The organism is Micromonospora sp. H61 (genome assembly GCF_018070325.1).
In the GTDB taxonomy this organism is placed as follows: Bacteria; Actinomycetota; Actinomycetes; order Mycobacteriales; family Micromonosporaceae; genus Micromonospora; species Micromonospora salmantinae.
Genome location: NZ_JAGPXY010000047.1, coordinates 34,964 through 49,481, shown reverse-complemented (window position 1 = coordinate 49,481; position 14,518 = coordinate 34,964). Strand labels below are relative to the sequence as shown.

The window sequence follows — 14,518 nt, the reverse complement described above, 5'->3', positions numbered from 1 at the left end:
ACGACAAGGACGACGACGACAACGACAACGACTGACCGCGGTCGCCGCTCACCCCGGGTGCTTCCCTTGGGGTGAGCGGCGGCGCGCTGCGACGCGGTGGTCGGGCTGTCCCTCGTGAGCGGACCGACCACCGCGGGCGTCAGATGGCGACGCGTTGCTCCTGGACCGTCGGCTGGTCCTGGGCGAACTGGGTGCTGTACAACTCGTGATAGCGGCCACCAGCCGCGAGCAGGTCACTGTGTCGCCCGCGTTCGACGATGCGTCCTGCCTCCACGACGAGGATCTGGTCGGCCGCCCGGATGGTGGAGAGCCGGTGCGCGATGACCACGCTCGTCCGGCCGGTCAGCGCCTCGGCGAGGGCGTCCTGAACCGCCGCCTCCGAGGTGGAGTCGAGATGCGCTGTGGCTTCGTCGAGAATGACCACGCGCGGACGAGCCAGCAGCAGGCGCGCGATGGTGAGCCGTTGCCGTTCACCGCCGGACAGGCGGTATCCGCGCTCGCCCACGACGGTGTCGAGCCCATCGGGAAGTGAGCGGATCAGGTCGTCGAGGCGGGCCCGACTGAGCACCTCCCACATCTCGTCCTCGGTCGCGTCCGGCTGGGCGAACGCCAAGTTGGCGCGGATGCTCTCGTGGAAGAGGTGCCCGTCCTGGGTCACCACGCCCAACGCCGTTCGGATCGACTCGGCCGACAGTTCACGTACGTCGACGTCGGCCAGCTTCACCGCGCCGTCCTCGACGTCGTACAGGCGAGGCACGAGCTGCGCGATAGTCGACTTGCCCGCCCCGGAGGAGCCGACGAGCGCCACCATCTGCCCCGCTTCGGCGCGGAACGACACCCCGTGCAGCACTTCCTCACCGCCACGCGTGTCGAGCTTCGCCACGTCCTCAAGGGATGCGAGCGACACCTTGTCCGCTGAGGGGTAACCGAACCGGACCCCGTCGAACTCGACCGCGACCGGGCCTTCCGGAAGTGGCCGGGCGTCGGACCTGTCGAGGATCAGCGGCTTGAGGTCGAGGACCTCGAACACCCGCTCGAAGCTCACCAGCGCGCTCATCACCTCGACCCGGGCACTGGCCAGTGAGGTCAACGGTGCGTAGAGCCGCGACAGGAGCAGCGCGAGGGCGACCACCGTCCCGGCGTCGAGGCTGCCCCGTAGGGCGTAGAGACCACCCAGCCCGTAGACCAGGGCCAGTGCCAGCGAGCCGACGACGGTGAGCGCGGTGATGAAGACCCACTGGAGCATCGCGGCGCGGATGCCGATGTCCCGGACCCGACGGGCCCGCGCCGCGAACTCGGCGGACTCCTCGGCCGGCCGCCCGTACAGCTTGACCAGCGTGGCACCGGGTGCGGAAAAGCGTTCCGTCATCCGGGTGCTCATGGCCGCGTTGTGCTCGGCCGCTTCACGCTGCAACTGAGCGAGCCTCGAACCCATTCGGCGGGCCGGGAGAACGAAAATGGGCAGCAGGACGAGCGCCAACAGCGTGATCTGCCAGGAGAAGGTGAGCATCACGGCCAACGTCAGCATCAGCGTGACCCCGTTGCCGACCACACTCGACAGGGTGTCGCTGAAGGCCCGCTGCGCGCCGATCACGTCGTTGTTCAGGCGGCTGACCAGCGCACCCGTGCGGGTCCGCGTGAAGAACGCCACCGGCATGCGCTGAACGTGATCGAAGACAGCCGTCCGCAGTTGGACGATCAGCCCCTCACCGATGCTGGCGGAGAGAAATCGCGTCACCAGACCCAGCCCGGCCTCGGCGAGGGCGATCACGGCGATCAGTACGGCCAACCGGATCACCACGCCGCTGTCGGCGCCGTCGACGATCGCGTCGACCACCCGACCGGCGAGAACGGGTGCCGCCACCGTGAGGACCGCCGTCACCACACTCAACAGCAGGAACCTGACGATCAGGGCCCGGTGCGGCCGCGCGAACTGCGCGATCCGCTTCAAGGTGGCGCGGGACAGCGGTCGTTCTTCCTGCGCGTTCATCGCGTGGTGCAAAGACGTCCACGCCGTGAATTCCATGCTCATGCGTAACCTCCGATACCGGGAGGCTAGGACCTCACCCGAGCTTGAGGTCAAGTCGCCACGCAAGTTTGTGGCTACGGGTTGTTCACGGTGCTCGTAGCCAAGGACCGCGTCGATGCCGTCGACGGCATGCGGTACCGCGCTCAACGACGACGAGCTGGCGTCCGTGAAGCGTTGGCGCGTGGATGTTGGCCCACGAACCGTCGCTGCGGGTCGGTGCGGGTCGTCGTGGGCCGTCGCCGGCGGCGTAGGCAGTTGCATGCGTTGCGGGGTCGTGGTGGGCCGTCGCGGGCGGTCGTGAGCTGTTGCGGGTCGTCGGGCGCCTGCTGGCCTGCGACGGCGTCACCTGGCCCGCAGGCCGACGCGGCGTTGCGGCCCGTCGCAGGTGGTCGTGAGCTGCTGCGGGTCAGCGCGAGCCGTTGTGAGCAGCTCTCTTCTCGACCCAGCCGGCATGCGCCCGAGACGCGCCGCTCGACGCTTCGGCCTGCACAGTGGGTACCTGGCCAACCAGCCTCCTAGGATGCCTAAGGCGGTGTGCGGTGGGCGACGGTGTCGACCCGACATGGACGATCGTTCTCGGCTGCCTACCCCTACGTTCGTCGGTGGTAGTGGTTGCGGCGGGGGAGTTGTTCGGGGTCGAGTCAGGCGGGTGGAATGAACTCCGGATGTCCGTCGTCGCCGAGCCGGACGACCCAGTCGGCCTGGTGGACGTGCCGATGGTGGTGGCCGCAGAGCAGGACGGCATTGCCGAGGCTGGTTGGGCCGCCGTTGGCCCAGTGGTGGATGTGGTGGGCGTCGCACCAGCGGGGTGGGCGGTCGCAGCCGGGGAACGCGCAGCCGCGGTCGCGGAGCACCAGGGCGCGGCGCAGTGGCCCGGTGATGAGACGGCGTTGTCGGCCGACGTCGAGGACCTGGCCGGCGCCGCCGAGGACGGCGGGCAGGATGGTGGCGTCGCAGGCGAGTCGGCGCGCGGCCTCGGGTGTGAGGCTGAGGCCGGTGTCGAGGGTGCCACTGCTCAGCTGCCGGGTCAGCGCGTCGTAGCTGGTGGTGACGACGATCTGGGCGGGGTCGCCGCCGTGTTCGGGCAGTTCGGTGGTGCGCAGGGCGAGTCGGCAGATGTCGGCGAGGGCGTCGTGGCGGCGTTGCCCAGGGGGGCGGGTGTCGTCTGGTCCCGACGGGGCGGTCAGTGGGTCGATGGCGGCGCGGAACAGGGTGGCGGTTTCGGCGTCGAGGGTGCCGGTGAGTCGCAGTCGACCGTCGGTCTGTTCGGACAACGTGAGGTGCCGGTCGCGGGCGGCGCGGCGGGCTTCGGCGTCCAAGGCGGCTTGGGCGGCGGCGTCGGCGATGTCGGGGGCGACGTGGTCGAGGATGCGGGTGCCGAGTTTGCGCAGGTGGGTGGGGTCGAACTGGCTGGCCCAGTCGGTGAGCAGGCTGACGGCCTTGTCGGCGGCCTGCGTGCCGGCGGTGGCCTGGACGGTGGTGGCGGTGTCGGTGATGACCCGGGCCTGGTCGAGGCTGAGGTGCCCGTCGGCTAGGGCTTGCCGGATGCCGGGGTTGCCGGTGTCGAGGGCGGTGGCGAGGTCGACGAGGCGGCGGGCGGCGGGGATGGTGAGTCGCAAGCGTTCGCGCAGCCACACGGCGGTGGTGGAGGCGCCGTGGATGCGGGCGGTGCCGCGGCCGTCGACCTCACGGATCAGGGTGAGGGTGACGGCGGCGAGGCGTTGCTGGAGGCGGTGCGCGGCGTCGAGCGCGGCGATCAGGTCGTGCTCCGGCAGGGCCCAGGCGGCGGCATCGGCGCAGGCAGCGATCGCATCGTCTGCCTGCGCCAACTCCTCGACCATGGCCCGACACTAGAACAGGTGTACGACATTTTCAGTCACCAAGATCGATGTGCCGGCTGGTCATCAGGGACTCGTCGGTGCCGGACTCCTCCCAGGCGGCGGTTGGGGACTGTGGTACGGGTCGAGGACACCGTCGCAGCAGCAGGGGTCAGCTCACCCGCAGATCACGACGCCGATGTCGGCGCCATCGACAATCGTCTCCACCACCCGCCCGGCGGGGACCCGTGCCGCCACCGTGAGGACCACCGTCGCCACGCTCAACAGCAGGAGGCGGCACTCGACCGGCGGTGGCAGGTCACAGGCCGGCGTGCATGGTCAGGCTCTGCCGCAGATGGAGTTTCGGCCTGGACCCGACGACCGAGCCGACGACCTCGCCCCCACGGAACACCAGTAGCGTCGGAAGGGACATGACCGCGTAGCGCCGCGTGGCCTGCGGGTTGTCGTCGGAGTTGAGTTTGGCGATGGCCATCCGGTCGCCGAACTCCCCTGCCAGCTCGACGAGGCTCTTCTCGATCATCTTGCACGGCGGGCACCACTCCGCCCAGAAGTCGACGACCACGGGCCGGTTGCTGGCTAGCACCAGCTCGGCGAACGTGTCGTCGGTGACGGTGATCAGGGAGCTGACGCTCGTCTCCTGGGACATGGTTCCTCCCGGTGCGCAATTGCGTGGGTGAGCTGGCTGTGCAACTGCTGACGGACCGCTCCGAGCCGATCGAGGTAGTCGTCGACCTCGGCGAGCTTGCGTCGCAGCACCAGCACGGAATCCGGACAGACGTCGCCGGACGTGTTGCCCGCTCGCAAACAAGCGACGAACGGACGGACGTCGTCGAGGCCGAAGCCGACGTCGAGCAGCGCCCGGATCTCCCGGACGACCCGCAGCTCCGCCTCGTCGTAGACGCGGTAGCCGTTCGCCGAACGCTGCGGGTGTACCAACCCGTGGGCCTCGTAGTAGCGCAGCGTTCGAGTGCTCGTGCCTGCTCGTTCCGCCAGCTCGCCGATCAGCATCAGACCTCCTCGACCAGCCTGTCGCAACCAGGCTAAACCTTGTCGTCAGCGTCAAGGCAAGGCTGCTCCCGGTCCCGAGAACCGCTCAGGGCGCCGCCTCGCGGCGCCCTGAGCGTCTGCGGGCTCCGAACTAGCCGATGCGGAACTGGTCGCCGTAGACGGCGAACACCAGTGGCGTGTTCAGGTTGAAGTTGCCGTTGTTGAGGAACACCCGCTGGGCGGTGTCGACGCGGGAGGTGTCCGAGTGGGCCACCTCCTTCTTCATCTCGACGACCCGCTCGTCGAGGAACGCGTCGAGCCAGGTCCGCTCGTCGCCGCCCTGGGCTGGCGGCTTGGCCCGGTTCAGGGCGCGGTTGCGGATCTGGCGCATGCCCTCGTACCCGTGCATGACCGCCGCGTCGTAGTAGGCGAACTGGCCGAGTGCCCGGACCTGGTCGTTCTTGCCGTCGCGTACCGATGGGTTGAAGTAGACCCGGTCGCGTTCGGCCTCCTGGGCGGCCTGGAACACCGAGTCGGTGGCCGCGGTCCGCCAGTCGCGGGGGAAGTTGGGGTCGAGACCGGCGTGTGACGGGGTGCCGTTGACGTTGCGCAGCGCCGGCAGGTAGCCGGCGAGCACGTTGCCCGGCTTGGTGCGGGTGTACGCCTCGACCAGTTCGAGCATGTCGCCGGTGCCGGAGCAGAAGCCGATGATGCCGGCGGTGTAGCCGCGTCCGTCGCCGATGTCCTCGATGTAGGAGAACTGTGCGCGCCAGTCGAGCGAGGAGTTCTCCGCTGCCGAGACGAGTTGCATGGCGACGTTCTTCTTCGCCGGGTCGTCGAGGTTGGTCCCGCTCGGGGTGGTGGGCGTCGGGGTGCTGCCGCCGCCCGGCAGGGTCCACCGCTGGTTCGTGGTGCCGCCGCAGGTCCAGATCTGCAACCGGGCGCCGTTCGCGGTGCTGCGGTCGGTGACGTCGAGGCACTTGCCGGAGCCGGAGTTGACGAGCGTGCCGTTGCTGGCGGTCCACTTCTGCGCGCCGGTGTTGTTGCAGTCGTACAGCTGCACCTTGGCGCCGTTGGCGGTCGACGCGGCGGTGACGTCGAGGCACTTGCCGAGTGCCCGGATCGAGGTGTCGGTGTTGCCGACGGTCCACGTCTGGGCCGCGCTGCCGTTGCAGTCGTAGAGCTGGACGGGCGTGCCGTTGGCCGAGCTGGCGCCGGCCACGTCGATGCACTTACCGCCGAGGCCGGTGATCGGCCCGGCGGTCGCGGCGCTCGCCGCCGGCAGGCCGTAGCCGACGGCGGCGACGCCGATCAGCAGGGTGCCCACGACGTAGGCGGCTGTTCTCTTGTGAACCATGGGGTGTTCCTCGGGGAAGGGGCGGCGTGCCGCCAGCCGGTCGGTGGCCCGGCGCGACGGTTCGGCCTCGGCGGGCACCCGCGAGCATCTGGAAACTGTATTAACAGATACCAGTACGTCGATTCCTCGTCAATCGACGACCGCAAGGCGTGACGGGACGGCGACCGACGTCGCGCCCTCGCCGATCAAGGGCAAGCTGCGCGGGTACGCCACCATGCATGGCGCACATGTCGAAGCTCGAGGCCGGCCAGGTCGTGGTGCTCTACCTCGCCCGGGACCCGGCTGCCCCGACGTTCCGGACGCTCAGCGGCGACTTCGGCGTGTTCGACCTGAACGGGTCCGACGCGGAGGCCGTCGCCACGACCCGCTCGCAGACCATTGCCGTCAACGGCCTGAACGCCGAGGACCCGGCCGCGTCCGGCCACGGTTTCCGCACCACTCTCGGCCGGCTGCGGGCGGTCGCCGCCCCGGCCAGGTAGGACGAGTGGGCACGCGGACGGCACCCGCCGAGTGCCGTCCGCGTGGTCACTGTTCCCGGTAGGTGGCCAGGTCGAAGTCGGCGTGCACGCCGTCGCCGCCCAGGTCCTGCACCCACAGGCCGAGAAACGCACCGGTGAAGCCCCACGCCGCCGGCTCACCGTCGATGATCAGCGCGGCGTGCTCGTCGGACAGGATGGTCGCGTCCAGCTCGGCCGGTAGTCGCTGCCAACCGGCGCCGAGGTCGTAGTCGAAGCGCACCGCCGGCCCGTCGAAGACGGCCCGCAGGCCGACTCGGGTGACGCCGTCGACATCGACTGTCAGCTCCGGGTACGCGGTGCGCCGCCCGTTGTCGGAGCTGAGCAGCTCCAGCACCGTCCGGCCGTCGTCTGCCCGGGTCAGGTAGAGGTGGTGCCAGTTGAGCGTGTTGTAGTAGGCGGTGATCCCGGCGAGCTGACGGTGGTCGGCCGGTTCGAACTCCACAACGGTCTCCAGCGAGCACTCCCGTGCGCCGACGCGTCGCCCGACCAGGCTGGGTGCCCGTCGACCGACCGGCGACTGCCCGCCGTGGACCCGCAGGTACGACGGGCGGGTGTGCAGGTCGACCCAGTCCGGGGCTGCCGGCCGACGCAGCGTCGACCAGCACCGGCCCAGCTCGGGGGCGTCGAAGTGGTCCGTCTCGGGCTCCGCCGGCCAGGGGTGCGCGGGCAGGTCGGGTGCGACGACGTCGTCCGCGGGCACCCCTCCGGCGATTCGCGGCCAGCCGCCCGACGGCCACTCGACCCGCTGGATCGCTGTCTCCCGACCCAGCACGCAGTTGCCCAGCGGGGAGTACGGGCGGCCGACCAGATGGGCCAGGTACCACTCGCCGCTCTGCGTGTGGACCAGGCTGCCGTGACCCGCCTTCTGCAACCGCAGGTCGGGCCGCCCGAAGGAGGTGAGCAGTGGTCCGTCCGGGTCCACCTCGTACGGTCCGAACAGCTCCCGGGACCGCGCCACTGTGACCTGGTGCTCCCAGCTGGTGCCGCCCTCGGCGGTGATCAGCCAGTACCAGCCGTCGTGGCGGTACAGGTGCGGGCCCTCGGTGACCCCGACCGGGGAGCCGGTGAACAGGATGCGGGGGCTGCCGACCAGACGGCGTGCGGCCCGGTCGTACTGCTGGATCTCGATGCCACCGAAGCGGTCGCGGCCGGGCCGCCAGTCCGCGCTCATGCCCAGCAGCCAGGTCGTGCCGTCGTCGTCGTGGAACAGCGACGCGTCGAACCCGCGCCCGTGCAGCTTCACCGGATCGGACCAGGGGCCGGTGATGTCCTCGGCGGTGACCAGGAAGTTCTGCGGATCCCAGTAGCCGCTGGCGAAGCTGGCCACGTCGCTGTAGACGAGGTGGAACTGACCGTCGTGGTACGTCAGGTCTGGCGCCCACACCCCGTTGGAGTCACCGCAGCCGCGCAGATCGAGCAGGCGCCGGTCGGTGATGATCCCACCCAGGCTGCGCCAGTTCACCAGGTCACGCGAGTGGTGCACCAGCACTCCCGGATACCACTCGAAGGTCGAGGTGGCCAGGTAGTAGTCGTCGCCGACGCGCAGGATCGACGGGTCCGGGTGGAACCCGGCGAGGACGGGATTGCGGATCGACCGGGTAGCGGTCGCCACGTTAGCGATGTCGGTCGACACGAGCACTCCTCTGGACGGACTGTCTGGAACTTCCGGAAAATCGTGGTCCCGGATCACTGGAAGCCCTGCTTACGCTAGCTGGTCTCTTCGCAATAGGACAGAGGTCTTGACCGCTGGGACAACAGCTCGTAGCGTGCCGGCCATCGATCGACATTACCGGCGAAGCATTGAAAGTTTCGGAGATCCATAGCTCCGCAGGGGGGACCGTGGGCACGGAGAACGGCCGAAACGTCACCATCGCCATGATCGCGCGGTTGGCCGGAGTCTCCGTGCCCACCGTCTCCCGGGTCATCAACGGCCGCTCCGACGTCGCCCCCGACACCCGGGAACGCGTCGAGGCGCTACTGAACCGACACGGCTACCGCCGCCGCTCACCGTCACGGCGTACCGACGCCGCCCTCATCGACCTGGTCTTCAACGACCTGGACAGCCCGTGGGCCGTGGAGATCATCCGTGGGGTGGAGGACGTCGGCCAGACCAGCGGCGTCGGCACCGTCGTGTCGGCCATCCACTGGCGCATCTCCTCGGCCAAGCAGTGGCTCGACAACATGCGTACGCGCTCCACCGAGGGAATCATCTTCGTGACCTCGATGGTGAACCCACCGTTGCAGGCCGAGCTGCGCCGGCTCCACCTGCCGGTCGTCATCATCGACCCGGCCGGGGTCGACCCGCAGGAGTCACCCACCATCGGCGCCACCAACTGGGCGGGCAGTCTCAGCGCCAACCAGTACCTGATCAGCCTCGGCCACCGCCGCATCGGCTTCATCGCCGGCCCACCGCACCTGATGTGCAGCCGGGCCCGGATGGACGGCTATCGGGCCGCCCTCGGCGCCGCCGGGATCCCCATCGACGACGCCCTGATCCGCCCCGGCAACTTCTACCACGAGGCCGGCTTCACCGCGGGTACGCAACTGCTGACCCTGCCCGACCCTCCCACCGCCATCTGCGCCTCCAGCGATCAGATGGCGCTCGGCGTCTACGAGGCGGTCCGCAAACGGGGTCTGCGGGTGCCCGACGACGTCAGCGTGGTCGGCTTCGACGACCTGCCGGAGGTGCGCTGGTGCTCGCCACCGCTGACCACCGTCCGGCAACCCCTGGCCGAGATGGGCATGCTGGCCGCGCGGACCGTGCTACGCCTCGCCGGCGGCGAGAGGACCGAGAGCCCTCGGGTCGAACTCGCCACGGAACTCATCGTCCGCGACAGCGCCGCACCACCACGCTCGTGACCTCCCTCAGTCGACGCGCAACGCGTCGTCGACGCCCGTCTCCCGGCGGCCGAGGTGCGCCGGGTCCCGACCGGAGAGCAGCTCCAGCGCGGCCTTCAGGCACGCGCCGTTCTCCCGGGACGAACTGAACCACCACGTCTGGGCGTACCGCTTCGCGCTGTCGTCGCCCACACCGTTGGCGTCGATGCCGAGGCGCCGGCACAGCGCCACGGCGCGCGGCAGGTGGAAGGACTGGGTCACCACAGTGGCTCGCCGCACCCCGAAGATCCGCTCAGCGCGCGCACACGAGTCGTACGTGTCGAAGCCGGCGTAGTCCGGCACCACCTTGTGCGCTGGCACACCCCGCTGCACCAGCCAGTTCCGCATCGCGGCGGGCTCGTTGTAGTCGGCGTTCATGTTGTCGCCCGACACGAGGATCGCCCGCACCTTGCCGGCGTCGAACAGCCGCCGCGCGATCTCCAGCCGGGCGGTGAGGACGGGTGAGGGCGTGCCGTCGGCGTCCACCTTGGTGCCCAGGACCAGGGCGACCGGGGCGTCCGGCACCTCGGCCTCGCCGTAGAGGTGGCCCTCCGCGGTGTCGCGGATCCACGTCACGCTGGCCACCGTGCCGCCGGTCAGCACCACGACCCCCACCGTGAGTGCGAGGACCGTACGGCGGACCAACCCCCGGTGCTCCCCGTACCACCGTCTGGCCCCGCTGAATCGCCCCCGCATGCCGCAAGGCTATTCCGCCAGTGCACACGACTGTCGTCGGCGTAGCCGCGACCGTCCCGACCAGCGGACAAAGAACGTTGTCTATGGACAATCGCTCACTGTTAGCGCTAACGTGACGGACAGTCGTCGATCCTCGACCGACTTCGGGCCGCTGCGACGGGGCTGTCGCCATCGGCCCGATGCGTGACGGACGACGATCGTGGCGTGGGGCGGGTGGCACGTGGCCGGCGCGAGACGGCCCGAGACCACCACTGGGCGACCCGCGCGCCACGCGGCCGAGGCATGAACGGCCACCGCGATTCCAGGGCACCGCAGCAGCCGGAACAGTCGTGCGACGACAACCCGGTCCGCTCACCCTGCCCAGCGGACGCCGCTGGGCAGGAGCCCGCGCCTGGGCCGCCCTGATGGCGACCGTCGGCCCCAGCCCTGGCCGCCGGGTCGCGTCCCGCTGCTCGGAGTCCGGGCCCGAGCAGCGGGACGCACACCCGCCCGAGCAACCGACGGGGTACGCCGCCGTCGATCACCGCGTCAGCTTCGGGTCCACCGCTGGCTGTTCGAGCCGTTGCAGCTCGACAGGACCACAGGGGTGCCGTTGGCGGTTCCGGCGGCGTTGGGCGTCAGGCACAGGCCGGACTGCACACCGGCCACCGTGCCGTCGGTGTTGACGTTCCACTGCTGGTTGGTGCCGCCATTGCAGTCCCAGATGATCACCCGGGTGCCCGGCGAGGTTCCGGCGCCCTCGGCGTCCAGGCACTTCGTGCCGTACACCTGGAGTTGTTTCGCGGCGGTCGACGTCCACTGCTGGTTGGCGCCGCCGTTGCAGTCCCACAACGTCAGCTGCGTGCCGTTGGTCTGCGACCGCGACGGGACGTCGAGGCAGCGGTTGGCGCCGGTGTTGCGCAGCGGTGCCGACGTGCCGCCGGGTGGTGGGGTGGTGGGGCTCGTGGCGTCGAAGCCGAGGAACCGGATGGCCTGCGCGGCGTCGAACGGGATCGAGTGGCCGTACCCCTGGAAGCTGATCGCTTCGACGGGCGCCGTGCCGCCGGTGCCCCCGTACCGGGTACGGGTGGCGCTGGCCTGCGGGGAGTCGGTGAAGCTGGGGGTCTGCGACACGCCCTGCACGTTGGTCCACTGCTTGATCTGCTCGCCGAAGTTGACGTAGCTCAGCGTGGTGTCCGTGGTGCCGTGCCAGATCTGGAACCGGGGACGCTTGCCGGAGTAACCGGGGTAGGCGTTGCGGACCAGGTCACCCCACTGCTGCCCGGTCCTGACGATGCGTCCGCCGGAGCACTCGCTGTTCCACTCCGCGCCGTTGGTGGTGGCGAAGCACCCGAACGGGGCCCCGGAGGAGCTGAACCCGGCGTGGAACAGGTCCGGGTAGAGGCCGACCATGACGTTGGCCATCATGGCGCCGGAGGAGAACCCACCCACACCGATCCGGTTGGCGTCGACCGGGTAGCGGCTCCGAACGTGGTCGACCATGGACTTGAGGCCGACCGGGTCGCTGCCGCCGTCGCGCCGCAGGGCCTGCGGTGACGAGACGTCCCAACACTTGCTGCTCCGGGTCACCGACGGGTAGATCACGATGAAGCCGTAGTGGTCGGCGAGGGTACTCAGCCCGAAGCCGCTGTGCACCGCCGGACCGCTGCCGGTGCAGTAGTGCAGGGCGAGGAGCAGGGCCGGCTGGGCCGCGACCCGATCCGGCACGTACAGGTGCATCTGGAGGTTCGTCGGGTTGGTGCCGAAGCTGGTCACCTGGGTGAGCGCCGCGGCCGACGCCGGGGTGGCGACCGTGACCACGGCCGGCGGCAGCGCGGCGGTCCGGCGCAGGCGGTCGACGTTCGGCAAGCTGTAACGTATGACGTCTGTCGATCTCTTGTCGAGCGTCCGCTGACGCGACTTGAGATTGTCGAGCCGGCAGTGCCATTGTGATACGTCGATGAACAGCCGCGCGCGGGGCCGACCACCGTCCACTGGGCAACCGGGATCCAGATGTGATCTCCGGGGGACGGTGACACGAGCGATGGACCAACCAGAGTCCGCCGTCCACGAGATCGCCCGTCCCCGCGTCGCACCCTGACCGGTCGGGCGGCTCATCTGCGCGAAGGAACCCCGCCCATGCCTAAACCGAAGACCCGAACAGCACTCCTGACGGGCCTGCTGCTCGCCGCGAGCGCGCTCGCGGGCGTCAACCCACCAACCGCCAGCGCGGCTGTCGACCCGGTCACCGTGACCGTCAACACCCGCGCGGGACTGGCGACCGTGCCGGACACCGCTCTCGGCGTCAACCACGCCATCTGGGACTCGAACCTCGGCACCGCCGAGACATCGGACCTGCTCAGAGATGCCGGCGTGCAGATGATGCGCTACCCCGGCGGCTCGTACGCCGACATCTACCACTGGAAGGACCACACCGCGCCCGGCGGTTACGTCGCGCCGGGGACCGACTTCGACACCTTCATGGCGGCGGTCCGGCGCGTCGGCGCGCAGCCGATGATCATCGCGAACTACGGCACCGGCACGCCCGCCGAGGCCGCCGACTGGGTGCGGTACGCCAACGTGACGAAGGGCTACGACGCGCGGTACTGGACCGTCGGCAACGAGAACTACGGCAACGGCCACTACGGGTCCGCGTGGGAGGCCGACGACCACCCCGACAAGAGCGCGACACAGTACGCGAGGCTGGTCGTCGAGTACGCCGACGCGATGAAGGCGGTCGACCCGAGCATCAAGGTCGGAGCGGTGCTGACCATGCCGGGCAACTGGCCGGACGGGATCACCGCCGGCAGCGATCTGGGCCCGTGGAACCAGACAGTGCTCTCCATCGCCGGCCCGAAGATCGACTTCGTGGACGTGCACTGGTACCCGGGCGGCACCGCCGCCGAGTCGCTGACCCGCGTCAACCACCTCCCCGACGCCATCTACCTGCTGCGGCGGCAGCTCGCCCGGTACGCCGGCCCGAACGCCGACCGGATCGGCATCAGCTTCACCGAGCTGAACGTCGACGCCGGCCGGAACACCCAACCGGGCGCGCTGTTCCTGGCCGACGTCTACAGCGCTCTGCTGGAGAACGGCGTCTTCACCGCCCACTGGTGGAACGTGCACAACGGCATGGGCACCGTGACGCAGGTGGCCGGCCAGACCGACTACGGCGACTTCGGGATGCTCTCCAGCGGGGCCTGCGCCGAGGACGGCTCGGTCTGCCAACCACCGCTGAACACACCGTTCGCGCCGTACCACGGGCTGAGCATGATGAAGCTCTTCGCGAAGACCGGCGACCAGTTCGTTCGCGCCGGCACCGACGAGCCCCTGGTCACCGCCCACGCCGTTCGCCGGAGCAACGGTGACCTTGCCGTGCTGCTGGTGAACAAGGACCCGGACAACGACCACCCGGTCACCATCGACTACGCCGGGTTCACCCCGTCGGCCGTCGCGCCGACGGTGTCCACCCTCACCAACGGCGCCACCGGCATCGCCACCAGCCAGTCCGGCTCGGCGACCAGCCGGACGCTGCCGGCGTACTCGTTGACCACGCTGGTGCTGCGCGCGGCTGACGCGTCCGCCGGTCGGCCGGCCGCACCCGGCCAGCCGACCGCGAGCGGTGTCACCGACCGCGCCGCGACGATCACCTGGCCGACGGCCACCCCGGGCGCCAGCCCGATCGCCAAGTACGAGGTGCACCGGCAGCACGGCGCGGTCAGCGAGCAACTCGGTGAGACGGCTACCACCTCGTTCACTGTCGACAACCTCGTGCCGGGCAGCCGGTACACAGTCAACGTGCTGGCCCGCGACACCGCCGGGCGGGTCTCCTGGGCCTCACCGCCGCTCACCTTCGCCACCGGCAGCCCCGCCGCCAGTACGTGCACAGTCCGCTTCACCGCCAACAACGACTGGGGCAACGGTTACATCGGCGGCGTCGACATCACCAACAACGGGTCCAGCCCGATCGACGGCTGGACGCTCACCTGGGCGTGGCCCACCGGCTGGCAGCAGGTGAGCAGCGGGTGGAGCGCCACCTGGGAGCAGGTCGGCACCACGGTGCGGGTCACGCCCACCGCCGACAACCGGCAGATCGCCGCCGGCGGCACCGTGAGCGCCGGCTTCGTCGGCGCGTACGGAGGGCCGAACGTGCTGCCCACGGCGTTCAGCCTCAACGGCACCATCTGCGCCACCGGCTGACCGATCGGCCAGGGCGTCGATGGTCACGGCGGCTCGG

General features: G+C 70.1%; 11 protein-coding genes. 3 read left to right on the top strand and 8 right to left on the bottom strand.

The window, feature by feature from the left end; all coding sequences use genetic code 11:
- Positions 1-139: 139 nt before the first annotated feature.
- The 5 genes from KBX08_RS22015 to KBX08_RS34470 all read right to left on the bottom strand — a co-directional run bounded on the left by KBX08_RS22015 (position 140) and on the right by KBX08_RS34470 (position 6,211).
- On the bottom strand, positions 140-2,032 hold the full coding sequence (locus KBX08_RS22015; RefSeq protein ID WP_210785310.1) for an ABC transporter ATP-binding protein: 1,893 nt from the start codon (positions 2,030-2,032) through the stop codon (positions 140-142).
- Between the two features lie 638 nt (positions 2,033-2,670).
- Positions 2,671-3,870 (bottom strand): HNH endonuclease signature motif containing protein, encoded by a 1,200-nt coding sequence (locus KBX08_RS22010; protein WP_210785309.1) that lies wholly within the window; start codon positions 3,868-3,870, stop codon positions 2,671-2,673.
- Between the two features lie 295 nt (positions 3,871-4,165).
- Positions 4,166-4,513, bottom strand: a complete 348-nt coding sequence (trxA, locus tag KBX08_RS22005; RefSeq protein WP_282102856.1) for a thioredoxin — start codon at positions 4,511-4,513, stop codon at positions 4,166-4,168.
- Positions 4,483-4,875 carry a MerR family transcriptional regulator gene (locus tag KBX08_RS22000; protein WP_210785308.1) on the bottom strand — a complete coding sequence of 131 codons (393 nt, stop codon included), beginning with the start codon at positions 4,873-4,875 and terminating at the stop codon, positions 4,483-4,485. The genes trxA and KBX08_RS22000 overlap by 31 nt, the downstream gene beginning before the upstream one ends.
- 130 nt (positions 4,876-5,005) lie before the next feature.
- Positions 5,006-6,211: a chitosanase gene (locus KBX08_RS34470; protein ID WP_210785307.1), complete on the bottom strand. Its 1,206-nt coding sequence runs from the start codon at positions 6,209-6,211 to the stop codon at positions 5,006-5,008.
- Positions 6,212-6,438: 227 nt separating this feature from the next.
- On the opposite strand from KBX08_RS34470, the gene KBX08_RS21990 reads away from it, so the two are divergent.
- The gene (locus KBX08_RS21990) at positions 6,439-6,690 is read left to right on the top strand and encodes a hypothetical protein (protein WP_210785306.1); all 252 of its coding nucleotides are present in this window, start codon (positions 6,439-6,441) and stop codon (positions 6,688-6,690) included.
- A gap of 46 nt (positions 6,691-6,736) precedes the next feature.
- Here the strand turns inward: KBX08_RS21990 and KBX08_RS21985 are convergent, their stop codons facing one another.
- Positions 6,737-8,362, bottom strand: coding sequence for a glycoside hydrolase family 43 protein (locus KBX08_RS21985; RefSeq protein WP_210785305.1), 1,626 nt, complete (start codon positions 8,360-8,362; stop codon positions 6,737-6,739).
- A gap of 242 nt (positions 8,363-8,604) precedes the next feature.
- On the opposite strand from KBX08_RS21985, the gene KBX08_RS21980 reads away from it, so the two are divergent.
- Positions 8,605-9,588: a LacI family DNA-binding transcriptional regulator gene (locus tag KBX08_RS21980; protein ID WP_247669833.1), complete on the top strand. Its 984-nt coding sequence runs from the start codon at positions 8,605-8,607 to the stop codon at positions 9,586-9,588.
- A 6-nt stretch (positions 9,589-9,594) separates the two neighbouring features.
- Here KBX08_RS21980 and KBX08_RS21975 read toward each other — a convergent pair whose 3' ends face one another.
- Together KBX08_RS21975 and KBX08_RS21970 are read right to left on the bottom strand one after the other, a co-directional pair.
- A complete protein-coding gene (locus KBX08_RS21975) occupies positions 9,595-10,302 on the bottom strand; it encodes a vancomycin high temperature exclusion protein (protein WP_210785303.1) in 708 nt (235 codons plus the stop codon).
- Between the two features lie 528 nt (positions 10,303-10,830).
- On the bottom strand, positions 10,831-12,150 hold the full coding sequence (locus tag KBX08_RS21970; RefSeq protein WP_372494813.1) for a PHB depolymerase family esterase: 1,320 nt from the start codon (positions 12,148-12,150) through the stop codon (positions 10,831-10,833).
- A 270-nt stretch (positions 12,151-12,420) separates the two neighbouring features.
- Between KBX08_RS21970 and KBX08_RS21965 the strand changes: the two genes are divergently transcribed.
- Positions 12,421-14,481: a cellulose binding domain-containing protein gene (locus tag KBX08_RS21965; protein ID WP_210785302.1), complete on the top strand. Its 2,061-nt coding sequence runs from the start codon at positions 12,421-12,423 to the stop codon at positions 14,479-14,481.
- Positions 14,482-14,518: the final 37 nt, after the last annotated feature.

Coding starts and splice junctions, on each gene's coding strand:
- KBX08_RS21980 (WP_247669833.1), top strand. CDS start 8,605: ATGATCGCGCGGTTGGCCGGAGTCTCCGTGCCCACCGTCTCCCGGGTC.
- trxA (WP_282102856.1), bottom strand. CDS start 4,513: ATGTCCCAGGAGACGAGCGTCAGCTCCCTGATCACCGTCACCGACGAC.
- KBX08_RS22015 (WP_210785310.1), bottom strand. CDS start 2,032: ATGAGCATGGAATTCACGGCGTGGACGTCTTTGCACCACGCGATGAAC.
- KBX08_RS21990 (WP_210785306.1), top strand. CDS start 6,439: ATGTCGAAGCTCGAGGCCGGCCAGGTCGTGGTGCTCTACCTCGCCCGG.
- KBX08_RS22000 (WP_210785308.1), bottom strand. CDS start 4,875: ATGCTGATCGGCGAGCTGGCGGAACGAGCAGGCACGAGCACTCGAACG.
- KBX08_RS22010 (WP_210785309.1), bottom strand. CDS start 3,870: ATGGTCGAGGAGTTGGCGCAGGCAGACGATGCGATCGCTGCCTGCGCC.
- KBX08_RS21965 (WP_210785302.1), top strand. CDS start 12,421: ATGCCTAAACCGAAGACCCGAACAGCACTCCTGACGGGCCTGCTGCTC.
- KBX08_RS34470 (WP_210785307.1), bottom strand. CDS start 6,211: ATGGTTCACAAGAGAACAGCCGCCTACGTCGTGGGCACCCTGCTGATC.
- KBX08_RS21975 (WP_210785303.1), bottom strand. CDS start 10,302: ATGCGGGGGCGATTCAGCGGGGCCAGACGGTGGTACGGGGAGCACCGG.